The organism is Azospirillum sp. A29 (genome assembly GCF_042604625.1).
GTDB classification, from domain to species: Bacteria; Pseudomonadota; Alphaproteobacteria; order Azospirillales; family Azospirillaceae; genus Azospirillum; species Azospirillum palustre.
Window position 1 is genome coordinate 134,063 of record NZ_CP170470.1, and the last position, 14,971, is coordinate 149,033.

Genomic DNA, 14,971 nt, shown 5'->3' on the forward strand with positions numbered 1-14,971 from the left:
AACTCACCCCAACACCCCCGTCTGGTACAGCGTCACCCTGATCCCCCCGTTCGACACCGACACCCCGCCCTCAAGGAACGGCAGCTCGGTCGCCTTCGCCAGGGCGGCCTCGTTGGTGACGATTCCCACACGCCAGCCGGCGAAGCGGGTTTTCAGCGTCTGGCCCATGGCGTGGTAGAGCGGGATCAGGGACTTGCCCTCGCCGATGCGGGCGCCATAGGGCGGGTTGACGATGACGAGGCCGGGGGGACCCTCCGGCGGGGTCAGGTCGCTGATGGCGTGGTGGGCGAAGTCGGTCCAGGCGGAGACGCCGGCCCGCTCGGCATTGGCGCGGCTCATCGTGATGGCGCCGGCGTCACGGTCGCTGCCGTAGAAGCGGACCGCGGGCGGCGTCGCCGTGCCGGCGCTGCCGCGCAGGCCCTGCCAGCGGGCAGGATCGAACGTGGCGAGCTGCTCGAAGGCGAAGGAGCGGGAGCGGCCGGGCTTCAGGCCGGCGGCGATCTCGGCGGCCTCGATGACGAAGGTGCCGGAGCCGCACATCGGATCCACCACAGGCACCGGCTCGCGCCCGTCATAGCCGCACTGGCGCAGGAACAATGCGGCCAGCGTCTCGCGCATCGGCGCCTTGTTGACCGCCTCCTTGTGGCCGCGCTTGTGCAGTGACTCGCCGGAACTGTCGACGCTGATGGTGCAGAGGTCGTCGTCGATGCGCGCCTTGATCTGGACGGCGCGCGTATCTTCTTCCGGCGCGTCCCTGTCGGCGGACTTTCCGGTCTTCTTGGGCGCGGCCTTGACGATGGGGGCGCCGAGTTCCTCGGCGATGGCGCGCTCGATGCGCTGGGCGGCGGCGCCGGCATGGTAGATGCGGGACGCCTTGCAGGAGGCCTCGACCCGCACCGGCACGTCGGCGCGCAGGATCTCGGCCCAGGGAACGCGGCGGGCGCGCTTGTCCAGCTGGGCCAGATGCAGGGCGCGGAAGCTGGCGATGCGCGCCAGCACGCGGGTGGCGCCGCGCAGTTCCAGATTGGCGCGCCACACCTCCGGCCAGCCGCCGGTGACCGTCACCCCGCCCTTCACCATGGTGGGATCGGTGAAGCCGCGGTCGCTGGCCTCCGCGCACAGCACGGGTTCCAGGCCGGGGGCGGCCACCAGGAAAATCTCGAAAGGCTGGGCGGGGCTGGTCGGGTCGGTGTTCATGCGCCTACATAGCCCGAAGGGCCGGGTTCCATCGACAGGATTCTCGCAAAACAGCCGGATGTCGCTGGCGCGCAGGCCCGGCTGTTGACGCCGGAGTGCCGGCCCCTATGATCGGATTGGAACACGAACAATCAAGCCGGCTTGCGTTTCCGAACACGGACCGGGCTGGCCGGCAGGGAGAGCGCAGATCATGACCGCCACCGACACCACCCCCTTGTCCGGCCACCTGTCCACCGGCTGGCCCGCCGACCTGCTGGCGCAGGAGTTCCGGGACAAGCGCGTGCTGGTCACCGGCAGCAGCCGCGGCATCGGTGCGGCGGTGGCGGCGGCCTTCGCCCAGCTCGGCGCCCGCGTCGCCATCCATGGCCGCGACCGGGCGGAGGTGGAGGCACTGGCGGCCGGGATGGGAGACGGCGTGATCGGGCTGGCCGGCGACTTCGCCGACAAGGGGCAGACCCGCGCGGTGGTGGAGCAGGCAATCGACCGGCTGGGCGGGCTGGACGTGCTGGTCAACAATGCCGGCACGATGCTGGGCCGGGTGGCGCTGGCCGACATCGACGACGGCTTCCTGCAGGAGCAGTTCGACCTGAACGCCGCCTCGGCGGTCGTCGCCAGCCGCAGCGCCCTGCCGGCGCTGATCGCGTCGAGAGGGGCCATCGTCAACACTGGGTCGATCTCCGGCCGCACCGGGGGCAGCGCCGGCTCGTCGCTCTACAGCGCCGCCAAGGCCTTCCAGGCCAGCCTCGCCCGCTCGCTGGCGACGGAACTGGCGCCGCACTGCATCCGCGTCAACGCGGTGTCGCCCGGCACCATCGACACCGACTTCCACCAGCGCTACTCGACCGCCGACAAGCTCGCGCAGACCGCGGCGCGCATTCCGCTGAAACGGCTGGGCACGGCGGAGGACTGCGTCGGCGCCTACCTGTTCCTCGCGTCGAACCGGCTGGCCGGATACATCACCGGCCAGACGATAGAGGTGAATGGCGGTCAGTATTATAACTAATGGGCGTATTTTTTGCAATTGCGAAGGTCGAGCTTTGGCAGATTGCAAAGCAATCTCAATGATTTTTGCAAAATGCAGAGGATGAATCTGTCCCGTCCCGAGGAATAGATCGATTTCGTAGGATAAAAAAACATCACAGCGTTAATGGTGGCTTGGCATTGTTCTTGTAGGGTAACTCGTTGACAACCGATCCCCCGAAAGATCGGGACGCCGCCAGCAGTCGGGTCAGAAGACGAGGGTCCCAGTCATGAATGCCGCCAGCCCCAGCTCCAGCCAGCAGACCGCAGCCCGGCCGATCAAGGCCGGTCCCTTCGCCAACCTGCGCACGGCGACCAAGATTTACACTGGCTTCGGCGTCACGCTGGCGCTTCTGGTCGGGCTGGGGGCGGTATCCTGGAGCGGCCTGCGGTCCAGCGACGACGCGCTCCGCCGCTACGCGGCGCAGTCGCACGTCGCGATGGCGGTGGCGGAGGCCGACACCAACCTCTCCGATGCGCTGGGGGCGGCGGAGGAGTTCGTCTCCAGCGGCTCCGCCGCGGTGGCCGACCGTTTCCGTGGTGAAGTGGACAAATTCCGCCGCAAGCTGGACGACGCCATGGCGCGGATGACCGATGCCGGCGACCGTCAGGCGGCGCAGGAGATCGCCGGTCTGCACCAGACGCTGACCGTCGGGTTCGACCGGCTGGTCGTCGCGCGGACCGAGCGCGACTCCATCGTCGCGTCGGTGGTGAACACGCTGGGCGCCGACATCCGCCGAACGCTGAGCGAGACCGTCAAGGCGGAGAAGGACGGCGGCGATCTGGACCGCACGGTGCAGGTCGCCGGCGTCAGCGAACAGTTCCTGCTGGTCCGCGTGCTGGTTGCCCGCTTCGTCGCGGAAACCAAGGCGGAGGATCTGGCCCGCATCCGCAAGGATCTGGGCGATCTGACGGGGAAGGCGGATGGCTTGCGCAACGCCATCGCCGACGGCCCGGTCAAGGCCAGGCTGTCGGACGCCGTCGCCAAGCTGCCGGCCTACGGCGCCGGGATCGACCGCATCGCCGTGCTGAGCGACCAGCTGAAGTCGCTGAACAGCGAGACGCTGGGCAAGGCCGGCAAGCAGATCGGCCAGAAGATCGGCCTGATCCGCGACCATTCCGCCAGCTTCCTGTCGCAGCTGGAGGTCACCGCTGCCGCCGAAGTGTCGGCGGCGGAGGGGCGCGGCACCGCCGTGACGGCGGTCGCCGTTCTGCTCGGCCTGCTGCTGGCCTGGGCGATCTCGCGGGCGATCACCAAGCCGCTCGGCAACACCACGCGGGAAATGGGGCGGCTGGCGGAGGGCGACCTGACGGTGACCGTCACCGATGACGACCGCCGCGACGAGATCGGCGCGCTGGCCCGTGCGCTCCAGATCTTCAAGACGAACGCGCTGGAGATGGAGCGGATGCGCAAGGCGCAGGAGGAGAGCGAGCGGCAGGCCGCCGCCCAGCGCCGCCAGACGATGATGCAGATGGCCGACACCTTCGAAAGCACGGTGAAGGGCATCGTCGACACCGTCGCCACCGCCGCCACCGGCATGCGCGACGCTGCCACCGCGCTGACCGCCACCGCGCAGGAGGCGAGCGAACGCTCGCTGCTCGTCGCCTCGGCCTCCGAACAGGCCTCGGCCAATGTGCAGACCGTCGCCACCGCGACGGAGGAGCTGTCGGCCTCGATCTCCGAGATCGGCCAGCAGGTGGAGAACTCCACGCGCATCGCCACCCAGGCGGTGGCCGACGCCACCGGCGCCGACCGCACCATGCGCGATCTGGTCACCGCCGCCGAACAGATCGGCGCGGTGGTGGAACTGATCAGCGGCATCGCCGCCCAGACCAACCTGCTGGCGCTGAACGCCACCATCGAGGCGGCGCGGGCGGGCGAGGCCGGCAAGGGCTTCGCCGTCGTGGCGAGCGAGGTGAAGGCGCTGGCCAACCAGACCGCCAAGGCCACCGACGAGATCCAGGCCAAGGTGCAGGAAATCCAGCAAACCACCGGTGGCGCCCAGAGGGCCATCGGCAGCATCGGCAAGACCATCGGTCACATGAGCGAGATCACGACCGCCATCGCCGCCGCCATCGAGGAACAGGCCGCCGCCACCCGCGAGATCGCCTCCAGCGTGACCCAGGCCGCCCAGGGCACCGAAGAGGTGTCGAGCAACATCGCCGGCGTCAGCACGGCCGTGCACGAAACCGGCGACGCCGCCGGCCGCGTCCACGGCACCTCGCAGGAACTGGCCGTCGAGGCCGAACGCCTGCGCAAGGAGGTCGGCACCTTCATCGCGACGGTACGGGCGGCGTAACGCCCACACCGGGCGCCGGGTTCAGCGGGCAAGCGCCTGCCTCGCCCACGCCACCAGCGCCGGCAGCGGCATGGCGCCGGCGGTGCGGGCGATCTCGCGGCCGTGATGGACCAGGATCAGGGACGGGATGCTGCGGATGCCGAAGCGGGCGGCGAGGTCCGGCGAGGCCTCGGTGTCGATCTTGGCGAGGCGGATTTGCGGTTCGAGCTGGGCCGCGGCCTGGGCGAAGGCGGGAGCCATCGCGCGGCAGGGGCCGCACCAGTCGGCCCAGAAATCGATCAGCAGGGGCAGGTCGCCACGTTCGGCATGGGCGGCGAAGCGGCGGGCGTCGAGCGCCACCGGCTTGCCTTCGAACAGCGCCTTGCCGCAGCGGCCACATTTGCCGCCGCCGAGCCGGGCCGGGGGCACGCGGTTCAGCGTGTCGCACTGCGGACAGGCGACGTGAAGGCTGTCGGCGCCGGATTGGGCGCCTGTGGAAGACTGGCCTGAATCTTGGGAGGTGGGCGGCATGGCGGGGCTCCTTCCCCTGGCAGCGTGTCCACCGTCGATGTATGGGGGCGGAGCCGCCCGCTCAAGATCCCCCTGTGGACGGGCGCGCCTACTCCTGCCGGCCCATCAGGCCTTCCAGCTTTGCGAAATCCACATATTGCGCCGGCCGGTCCTTCAACAGGTCTGGGGACGCCAGGGCATTCTCCCGCGCGCATTCGGCGACGTAGCGGGCCAAGAGGTCGCGCATGACCTCGGCCAAAGGCGTCTGCCGCTGGCGTGCGTAATTCTTGGCGACATCTTTGACTCTGCGGTCAACCCGCAAAGAGATCGTCGCCTTCTTTGGATGAAACGGATCTCCGATCATGACGATCCCCCACCAATCTTGCTGATCCACGTTATTTGGATATGCCGGATCGGTGGTGGATACAAGGATCGTCGGGAAGGCGGGCGATAAAACTTGGGGATGATAGAATGTGAATTTGTGTGGATAAAATTTCTGCCGGTTTTCTTCTCCACAGAATCTGTGGATAGATGTGTGCGCAAACTCCGAACAGAATCTTCCGCATCCTTCCGGCGGGCGCATCCGGCCTGTGGATGAGTGGGTTTGCCTATTTTTTGGGCGTATCGGGGGCGCCAGCGGTTCCCCATCCCCCGACCATCCGCAACCGTCCGGCAGGCGAGAGGTCGGGCAGCACGAGCAGCACGGTCTGCTCCGTCAATTCGCCGATCAGGCGGCGCTTGGCACGGGCTGCGGCGATCGCGGCGTTCAGGGACTCGAAATCCACCGGCTCCGCCTGAAGCAGGCTGCGCACCCGCTGCCCCTCCTCGCGATAATCCTCGGTCAGCGCGTCATAGCGCGGGCGCAGCGGCTCGAAAATGGCGCGCAGGCGGGCGGCGTCGGCATCGGACATGCCGGCGGCCACATGCTCGACAAAGCGGTCGGGCATCGGCCGGTAGGGCGGGGGCGCCGGCTTGCGGGTGGTGCCGACCAGCATGGCGGCCAGGAACAGGTTCAGCGCCAGCGACAGCAGCGCCAGCCGGCGCAGGCTCATCCCTTGCCGGAGGCGGGTCAGGAGGGAGGGCTGCGGGCGACGGGGGGCGGCAAAACCGCTCATCGGGACTCTCCGTCGAACAGGGTGACGACCTCGTCGTTCAGCAGGGCCAGCTCCTGGCTGCGCGGCGCTGACGGGAGCGGGCTGGCGAGATGGCCGGCGAACCAGCCGAGCGCCAGCAGGGCGACGCAGAAGCCGGCCACCCTCCGCCGCGGCATCCGGCCGAGCAGCAGCATGACGACGCCCTCCTGCGGCACGGCCCGCGCCGCGGCGCCGACGGTGGACAGCAGGCGGGCGACGCGGGCGTCGTCTATCGGCGCTGCGGGGGCCGTCAGCAGCCGGTCGAAGGTGGCGGCGTCCTCCTGGGCGGCGCGCAGGGCGGGGGAGCGGGCGAGCGCCGCTTCGGCGTCCGCGCGCAGCTCCGCCGGCCAGCGCTCCGGCGAGGCGCCGTAATCGTCGAGGTGGCGGAGGAAGTCTTCGTCGGTCATGGCATCCTCCCTCCCACGGGATCGTCGGGGCTGAGCGCCGTTTTCAGCGCGGCCCGGGCACGGGCCAGCAGCGAGGCGAAGGCGCTTTCGCCCATGGTCAGGATTTCGGCGGCCTGACGCAGGCTGAGCCCCTCCTGATGGAACAGCACGACGGCGGCGCGCTGGCGGTCGGGCAAGGCGGCCAGCGCCCGGTTGACCCGCTCGGCGGTCTGGCGCTCGGCGATGCGGGTCAGGATGTCGGGGGTCTGGTCGGGCAGGTCGCCGGCATCCTCCAGCGGCGACCAGCCGGGGCGGCGGCCGCGGTCGATGGCGAGGTTCATCACGATGCGGTAGAGCCAGGTGGTGAAGGCGGCGCGCGCCCCGTCCCAGCGCCCGGCATGCTGCCAGACCCGCAGGAAGGCCTCCTGCGCGATCTCGTCGGCGTCGGACGGGTTGCCGGTCATCCGCTGGGCCAGCGCCACCGCGCGACGCATGTGGCGGGCGGCCAGACGGTCGAAGGCGGCGGCGTCGCCGCCGGCCACGCGGCCCATCAGTTCGTCGTCCGTGTCGCTCGCCTCGACCACCGGGGCTCCGCTCATGCCGTGGGCGAGAACTATGCCCAACAGGGCGGAGAGGCGCCAGCTCCCTCTCCCTGGGGGGAGAGGGGACCTTGCGGGGTGGATGAAAATCGTTGCAAACGTCAGAACCGCACCCATCCTCCGCCCCCTATTCCGCGGGCGCGGCGATGGCGTGGCGGCGGTTGCGCCGCAGGGCCAGCCGTTCCAGCGTCAGATAGACCACCGGCGTCGTGTAGAGCGTCAGCATCTGGCTGACCAGCAAGCCGCCGATGATGGCGATGCCGAGCGGGCGGCGGATCTCGCCGCCGGTCCCGAAGTCGAAGGCGAGCGGAACCGCGCCGAGCAGGGCCGCCATCGTCGTCATCATGATCGGGCGGAAGCGGACCAGACCGGCCTCGCGGATCGCCTCCAGCGGCGACAGGCCGCGCTCGCGCTCCGCCTCCAGGGCGAAGTCGATCATCATGATGGCGTTCTTCTTGACGATGCCGATCAGCAGGATGATGCCGATCAGGGCGACGATCGACAGGTCGTAGCCGGTCAGGATCAGCGCGATCAGCGCCCCCAGCCCGGCCGACGGCAGGGTCGACAGGATGGTCAGGGGGTGGATCAGGCTTTCGTACAGAACGCCGAGCACGATGTAGATGGTGATCAGCGCCGCCAGGATCAGCAGCGGCTGGCTGGAGGACGATTGCTGGAAGGCGCGCGCGTCGCCCTGGAAACCGGCGCGGATGCTGGCGGGCATGCCGATGTCCTCGGCCGCGCGCTGGATCAGCTCGGTCGCCTGGGACAGCGAGACGCCGGGGGCGAGGTCGAAGGTCAGGTTGGCGACCGGGAAACCGCTCTGGTGCTGGATGCTGGCGGCCTGGTTGCCGATGACGACGCGCGACACCGCCGACAGCGGAACCATGCCGCTGCGGCCCGCGACATAGATGCGCTTGAGGTCGTCGGGGCCGAGCGCCTCCGACGGCTCGACCTCCAGCACCACCTTGTGCTGGTTCTGCGCCAGATACATGGTCGAGACCTGCCGCTGGCCGAAGGCGTCGTAGAGCGTCGATTCCAGGGCGCTGAGCGACACGCCGAGCCGGGTGGCGGCGTCGCGGTCGACGATGACGTTGGCCTGGATGCCGCCGTTCTGGCGGTCGTTGGCGACGTCGACCAGCTCCGGCAGGGTGCGCATCTTGTCGACCAGCTTGGGCGCCCACTCGTTCAGCGCAGCGATGTCGGAATCCTGAAGGCTGTAGCGGTACTGGCTGCGGCCCTGGAAGCCGCCGACGCGGATGTCCTGCACCGGCGTCAGATAGAGCTGCACCCCCGGCACCCGGCCGGCGCGCATGCGCAGCCGCTGGGTGACGGTGGCGAGGTCGTCGCGCTCCGCCTTCGGCTTCAGGGCGATGAAGATCTGGCCGGAATAGGTGCCGCCGGGACCGCCGCCGCCGACGGTGCCGCCGACGCTCTCCACCGCCGGGTCGCCGGCCACCGCGTCCTGAAGCGCGCGCTGGCGCGTCACCATGGCGCGGAAGGAGATGTCCGGCGGCGGGTCGCTGAAGCCGATGAGCAGGCCGGTGTCCTGCTGCGGCACGAAGCCCTTGGGCACCTGCCCATAGAGCCAGACGCTGACGCCGATGATGGCGAAGGTCGCCACCAGCATGGTGCGGCGGTGGGCCAGCACCCAGTCCAGCCCGCCGGCATAGAGACCGAACAGCCGGTCGCCGATCCAGGCGAGCGCGCGGGCGAACCGGCCCGGGGGACCGCGCTCCGCTTCCGGCTGAAGCAGGTGGGCGCACATCATCGGGGTCAGGGTCAGCGACACCACCGCCGAGACGGCGATGGCGACCGACAGCACCACGGCGAACTCGCGGAACAGCCGGCCCTGGATGCCGCCCATGAACAGGATGGGGATGAAGACGGCGACCAGCGACAGGCTGATCGACACCACGGTGAAGGCGACCTGACGGGCGCCCTTCACCGCCGCCTCGAAGGGTTTAGCGCCCTTTTCGATGTGGCGGACGATGTTCTCGATGACGACGATGGCGTCGTCCACCACGAAGCCGACCGAGATGGTCAGCGCCATCAGCGAGAAATTGTCGAGGCTGTAGCCGACGATCCACATCACGCCGCAGGTGCCGGCCAGCGACAGCGGCACCGAGGCGGCCGGGATCACCGTCGCCCACAGCCGGCGCAGGAACAGCGCCATCACCATCACCACCAGCGCCACCGTGACCGCCAGCGTCTTCTGCACGTCGTCGATGGAGGCGCGGATGGTCGGCGTGCGGTCGGTGCGCACCGACAGGCTGACCCCCGGCGGCATCCAGCCGCGCAAGGTCGGCAGTTCCGCCCGGATGCGGTCGACCGTGTCGACCACGTTGGAGCCCGGCTGCTTCTGGATGTTGATCAGGATGGCGCGGTGGCCGTCCTGCCAGGCGGCGGTGCGGCTGTTCTCCGGCGCCTCGATCACGTCGGCGAGATCGCCGAGCCGGATGGTGGCGCCGCTCTTCTCGGTCACGATCAGCTTGCGGTAGGCGTCGGCGCCGAACAACTGGTCGCTGGCGCCGATGGACCAGGACTCGTGAGTGCCGTCGAAGCTGCCCTTGGCGCCGTTGGCGTTCGCCTGGGAGATGACACTGCGGATCGATTCCAGGCTGACGCCCATGTTGGCGGCGGCAGCGGCGTTCACCCGGACGCGTATGGCCGTCTTCTCCGCCCCGTTGATCGAGACCTGGGCCACCCCCTCGATCTGGCTCAGCCGCTGGCCGATGATGCTGTCGGCGAGGTTGTAGAGTTCCGCCGGGGCCAGCGTAGTGGAGGTCATGGCGAGCGTCATCACCGGCGCGTCGGCCGGGTTGATGCGCCGCATCTTGGGCGGGCTCGGCAGGTCGGCCGGCAGGTCGCCGCCGGCGGCGTTGATGGCGGCCTGCACGTCGCGCGAGGCCGCCTCGACATTGCGGTTCAGGTCGAACTGCACGACGACGGTGGTGCTGCCGAGTTTGCTGTTGGAGGTCATCTCCGACACGCCGGCGATGCGGGAGAGCCGGCGCTCCAGCGGCGTGGCGACTGAGGCCGCCATGGTCTCCGGGCTGGCGCCGGGCAGCGACGCGGTGACGATGATGGTGGGGAATTCGACCTGCGGCAGCGGCGCCACCGGCAGGAAGCGGTAGGCCACCGCGCCGAGGATCATCAGCCCGACCATCAGCAGCGCGGTGCCGACCGGCCGCCGGATGAACAGGGCGGAGAGCGAGGCGGCCGAAGCCAGCGGATTGAGGTTGAGGGAGGCCATGGCCGGCTACTCCGCCGCCGCCCGGCCGGGCGAGCGGTCATTGCCGGGCTCCGCGGCGTCCTTCCGGCGCCAGGGCCGCAGCCAGCGGCCGAGCCGGCTGCCGAGACGGTCCATGTAGAGATAGACCACCGGCGTGGTGTAGAGCGTCAGAACCTGACTGAACAGAAGCCCGCCGACGATGGCGATGCCCATCGGCCGGCGCAGCTCCGACCCGGTGCCGTTCTCCAGAGCCAGCGGCAGGGCGCCGAGCAGCGCCGCCATGGTGGTCATCATGATCGGGCGGAAGCGCAGCAGCGACGCCTCGTAGATCGAGCGTTCCGGCGCCATGCCCTGGTTGCGTTCCGCCTCCAGGGCGAAGTCGATCATCATGATGGCGTTCTTCTTGACGATGCCGATCAGCAGCACGATGCCGACCAGCGCGATCAGCGACAGATCGTGGCCGGTCGCCATCAGCGCCAGCAGGGCGCCGATACCGGCCGACGGCAGGGTCGACAGGATGGTGATCGGGTGGATCGTGCTCTCGTACAGCACGCCCAGCACGATGTAGACGGCGACCACCGCCGCCAGGATCAGCCAGGGCTGGGTGTCGAGCGAGGCGCGGAACTCCGCGGCCGTGCCGGCGAAGCGGGCGGTCGCGGTGTCGGGCATGCCGATGCTGTCGCGCGCCTGCTGGATCGCCGCCACCGCCGCCCCCAGCGAGACGCCGTGCGCCACGTTGAAGGACAGGGTGACGGAGGGGAACTGGCCCTGGTGGGTGATGACCAGCGGCGCGGTCCTGCGCTCCACCGACACGATGGCGCCCAAAGGCACGACGGTGCCGCCGCTGGCCTTCACATAGATCTTCGACAGGGATGCCGGGTCCATCTGGAAGGACGGCTCGACCTCCAGGATCACGCGGTACTGGTTGGTCTGGGTGTAGATGGTCGAGACCTGACGCTGGCCGAAGGCGTCGTAGAGCGTGTCGTCGATGGCCTGGGGCAGAACATGCAGGCGGCTGGCGGCGTCGCGGTCGATGGTGAGATAGACCTGCAACCCATCCGGCTGCTGGTCGGTCGCCACATCGGTCAGTTCGGGCCGGGCACGCAGGGACTCCAGCAGGCGCGGGGTCCAGCTTTCCAGCTCGCGCGGGTCGGCATCCTGCAACACGTACTGGTATTGGGTGCGGCTGACGCGGCTGTCGATCTGCACGTCCTGCACCGCCTGCATGAACAGCGACACGCCCTTGAGGTCGCCGGTGGCGGCGCGCAGCCGGGCGATGATCTCCTCCGCCGAGGCGCTGCGCTGGTCGCGCGGCTTCAGCGCGATGGTCAGGTTGCCGGTGTTGGTGGTGGCGTTCACCGTGCCGGTGCCGACGAAGCTCGCCACGCCCGCCACGTCGGGGTCGCGCCGGACAATGTCGGCGACCTCGCGCTGGCGCTCCGCCATCGCCTTGACCGAGATGGAGGGGGCGGCATCGGTGACGCCGATGATGACGCCGGTGTCCTGCTGCGGCAGGAAGCCCTTGGGCACCACGTCGTAGAGGTAGAGGGTGGCGGCCAGCGTGGCGATGGTGAAGACCAGCGTCGCCGGCTGGTGGCGCAGCACGAAGCGCAGCGAGGCGGCATAGCCGTTCAGCAGCGCGTCGAAGCCGCGCTCGGTCCAGCGGAACAGGCCGTTGGGTTTGGTTTCGGCCTCCGCCTCCGCCTTCAGCAGGCGGGCGCACATCATCGGCGTCAGCGTCAGCGAGATCACCGCCGACACCAGCACGGCGATGGACAGCGTGATGGCGAACTCGCGGAACAGCCGGCCGACCACGCCGCCCATGAACAAGAGCGGGATGAACACGGCGATCAGCGACAGGGTCAGCGACACCACGGTAAAGCCGATCTGCCGCGCGCCCTTCAGCGCCGCCGGCAACGGCTTCTCGCCCTTCTCGATGTAGCGGACGATGTTCTCGATCATCACGATGGCATCGTCGACGACGAAGCCGGACGCGATGGTCAGCGCCATCAGCGACAGGTTGTCGAGGCTGAAACCGCACAGCGCCATGATGCCGAAGGTGCCGATCAGCGACAGCGGCAGGGCCGCCGCCGGGATCACCGTCGCCCAGGCCTTGCGCAGGAACAGGAAGATCACCAGCACCACCAGCCCGGCGGTCAGCACCAGCGTCTTCTGCACGTCCACCACCGAGGCGCGGATGGTCTCCGTCCGGTCGGTCAGCACCGCCATGTGGATCTGCGGCGGCAGGCCGGCCTGGAGCGACGGCAGCAGCTTGTGGATGCGGTCCACCGTGTCGATGATGTTGGCGCCGGGCTGGCGCAGCACGTTCAGCAGAACCGCCGGCTTGCCGTCATGCCACGCTGCGAGCCGGGTGTTCTCCACCGAATCGACCACGGTGCCGATGTCGGTCAGCCGCACCGGCCCGCCGTTCTTGTAGGCGACGATGATCGGGCGGTAGGCGGCGGCATTCTCGATCTGGTCGTTGACGCCGATGGACCAGGACTGGCGCGGGCCGTCGAAGCTGCCCTTCGGCGCGTTGACGTTGGCCTGGGTGATGGTGGTCCGCACATCCTCCAGCGTCAGGCCGAGGCCGGCGACGGCGGCGGGGTTGACCTGCACGCGGACGGCGGGGCGCAGGCCCCCCTCGATCCCGACATAGCCGACGCCGTCGACCTGGGACAGCTTCTGCGCCAGCAGCGTGTCGGCGGCGTCGCTGACCGTCTCCAGCCGCAGGGAGTCGGAACTCAGCGCCAGCACCATCACCGGCGTGTCGGCCGGGTTGACCTTGTCGTAGACCGGCGGGTTGGGCAGGCCCTTGGGCAGCGTGCCCGACGCGGCGCTGATCGCCGACTGCACGTCCTGCGAGGCGGCGTCGATGTCGCGGGTCAGGTCGAATTGCAGGGTGATGACCGACAGCCCGAAGGAGCTGGTCGACACCATCGAGGAGATGCCGGCGATCTGGCCGAGCTGGCGTTCCAAGGGCGCGGTGACCGAGGAGGCCATGACGTCGGGGGCGGCGCCCGGCAGCTGGGTGGTGACGCGCACCGTCGGGAAATCGACCGTCGGCAGCGAGGAGATCGGCAGGGTGCTGTAGCCCAGCAGGCCCAGCAGCACCACCGCCAGCATCAGGAGGCCGGTGGCGACCGGCCGCAGGATGAAGGGGGCGGAGATGTTCATGAGGGCTGCCGCCCCTCACGCGGTCCGGTGGGGCCGGGAGGGGCGCCAGGAGGGGCGCCGCCGTTGTGCTCGCGCTGCTGCTGCCGTTCGCGCCGCCGTTCCGCGCGCGCGGCAGGGTCCTGCGTCCTGCCGGCGGGCGCGCCGGTGGGGGCCGCTTCCGGTGTTGCGACGGGGGCGGTGCCGGCCGGTGCAGCCGACGCGATGGGCTCGACGATGCGGATCTTCGAGCCGGGCTGCAAACGGTACTGGCCGTCCACCACCACCCGCTCGCCGGGGGTCAGCCCCTCCTCGACGATGGCCTTGGTCTCCTCCTGGCGGGCGACCTTGATCGGGCGCTGCTCCACCGTCAGGTCGTCCTTGATGACATAGGCGTAGGTGCCCTGCGGCCCGCGCTGCACCACGGTCGCGGGCACGGTGGTGGCGCCGCGGCGGACGGTGGAGAGCAGGCGAACATTGACGAACTGGCCGGGCCACAGCTTCTGCGGGTCGTTGGGCATCTCGGCCTTCAGGCGGATGGTGCCGGTGCCGGTGTCGATCAAATTGTCCACCACCGACAGCGACCCGGTGTCGAGCACGCGGCGGCCTTCGCGGTCCTGCGCCTCCACCTTCACCGGCCCCTGCGCCTGGGCGGCCAGCACCGCCTGGAGCTGCTTCTCCGGCAGGGTGAAGAGGACGGCGATGGGCTGGATCTGCGTGATGGTGGCGATGCCGTTCTGGTCGCTGGCCCGCACCACGTTGCCCTGGTCGACGTTGCGCAGGCCGATGCGGCCGCTGAGCGGGGCGGTGACGGTGGTGTAGTTCAGCTGGACCTGCACCGCCTCGATGGCCGCCTCGTCGGCGCGGATCTGCGCCTCGTACTGGGCGACCAGGGCGCGCTGGGTGTCGACGGACTGGCGGGAGGCGAACTCCTTCAGGTTCATGTTGCGCTCGAGGTCGCGCCGCGCGTTGGCGAGCTGCGCCTCGTCCTGCGCCTTCTTCGCCTGGGCCTGCGCCAGCTGGGCCTGGAGCGGACGGGAATCGATGGTCGCCAGCAGGTCGCCGGCCTTGACCAGCTGGCCCTCCTGAAGCGAGACGCGCTGAAGCTCGCCATCGACGCGGGCGCGCACGGTGACGGTGTTGAAGGCCTGGACCGTGCCGATGCCGTCGAACCAGATCGGCACGTCCTCGCGCGCCACGGTGCCGGCCTGGACCGCCACCACGCTGTTGCGCGCACCGCCTGGACCGCCGCCTGGGCCACTGCCGGGAGGGCCGCCGGGGCCGGGGGGCTGGCCCGGCTGCGTCGTGGCCGGAGGGGCCAGCTTCTGCTGAACCGCGTAACCGACGCCGCCGACCAGTCCGGCAAGAACAACGCCGGTGACCACCGGCTTCCAACGAATCGTCATGACCTGTTCCGACGCTTGTCCCGACATCCGACCGGACGGCGCTTTCCGCCGCCCCG

Annotated in this window: 11 protein-coding genes; 2 read left to right on the plus strand and 9 right to left on the minus strand. The window is 69.8% G+C overall.

The genetic code is table 11. From position 1 onward, the window contains the following. Positions 1-3: 3 nt before the first annotated feature. The gene (locus ABNQ38_RS36300) at positions 4-1,197 is read right to left on the minus strand and encodes a class I SAM-dependent RNA methyltransferase (protein ID WP_377811799.1); all 1,194 of its coding nucleotides are present in this window, start codon (positions 1,195-1,197) and stop codon (positions 4-6) included. A 190-nt stretch (positions 1,198-1,387) separates the two neighbouring features. Here ABNQ38_RS36300 and ABNQ38_RS36305 point away from each other — a divergent pair, with 190 nt between their 5' ends. Together ABNQ38_RS36305 and ABNQ38_RS36310 are read left to right on the plus strand one after the other, a co-directional pair. Next, on the plus strand, positions 1,388-2,200 hold the full coding sequence (locus ABNQ38_RS36305; RefSeq protein WP_377811800.1) for an SDR family NAD(P)-dependent oxidoreductase: 813 nt from the start codon (positions 1,388-1,390) through the stop codon (positions 2,198-2,200). Positions 2,201-2,447: 247 nt separating this feature from the next. Beyond that, the gene (locus ABNQ38_RS36310; RefSeq protein ID WP_377811801.1) at positions 2,448-4,517 is read left to right on the plus strand and encodes a methyl-accepting chemotaxis protein; all 2,070 of its coding nucleotides are present in this window, start codon (positions 2,448-2,450) and stop codon (positions 4,515-4,517) included. A 21-nt stretch (positions 4,518-4,538) separates the two neighbouring features. Here ABNQ38_RS36310 and trxC read toward each other — a convergent pair whose 3' ends face one another. The 8 genes from trxC to ABNQ38_RS36350 form a co-directional block, all read right to left on the minus strand. Next, complete coding sequence (trxC, locus tag ABNQ38_RS36315; RefSeq protein ID WP_377811802.1) at positions 4,539-5,027, minus strand: thioredoxin TrxC; 489 nt, start codon at positions 5,025-5,027, stop codon at positions 4,539-4,541. Between the two features lie 88 nt (positions 5,028-5,115). After that, entirely contained in the window at positions 5,116-5,370 is a 255-nt protein-coding gene (locus tag ABNQ38_RS36320; protein WP_109048527.1) for a hypothetical protein, read from the minus strand. A 244-nt stretch (positions 5,371-5,614) separates the two neighbouring features. Beyond that, on the minus strand, positions 5,615-6,121 hold the full coding sequence (locus ABNQ38_RS36325; protein ID WP_377811803.1) for a periplasmic heavy metal sensor: 507 nt from the start codon (positions 6,119-6,121) through the stop codon (positions 5,615-5,617). Then, a complete protein-coding gene (locus ABNQ38_RS36330) occupies positions 6,118-6,546 on the minus strand; it encodes a hypothetical protein (RefSeq protein ID WP_377811804.1) in 429 nt (142 codons plus the stop codon). Before ABNQ38_RS36330 ends, ABNQ38_RS36325 begins: the two co-directional genes overlap by 4 nt. Then, positions 6,543-7,124, minus strand: a complete 582-nt coding sequence (locus tag ABNQ38_RS36335) for an RNA polymerase sigma factor (RefSeq protein WP_377811805.1) — start codon at positions 7,122-7,124, stop codon at positions 6,543-6,545. Before ABNQ38_RS36335 ends, ABNQ38_RS36330 begins: the two co-directional genes overlap by 4 nt. A 127-nt stretch (positions 7,125-7,251) precedes the next feature. Further along, on the minus strand, positions 7,252-10,377 hold the full coding sequence (locus tag ABNQ38_RS36340) for an efflux RND transporter permease subunit (RefSeq protein ID WP_377811806.1): 3,126 nt from the start codon (positions 10,375-10,377) through the stop codon (positions 7,252-7,254). Between the two features lie 6 nt (positions 10,378-10,383). Beyond that, complete coding sequence (locus ABNQ38_RS36345; RefSeq protein WP_377811807.1) at positions 10,384-13,533, minus strand: multidrug efflux RND transporter permease subunit; 3,150 nt, start codon at positions 13,531-13,533, stop codon at positions 10,384-10,386. Then, positions 13,530-14,915 carry an efflux RND transporter periplasmic adaptor subunit gene (locus ABNQ38_RS36350; protein WP_377811808.1) on the minus strand — a complete coding sequence of 462 codons (1,386 nt, stop codon included), beginning with the start codon at positions 14,913-14,915 and terminating at the stop codon, positions 13,530-13,532. Before ABNQ38_RS36350 ends, ABNQ38_RS36345 begins: the two co-directional genes overlap by 4 nt. Positions 14,916-14,971: the final 56 nt, after the last annotated feature.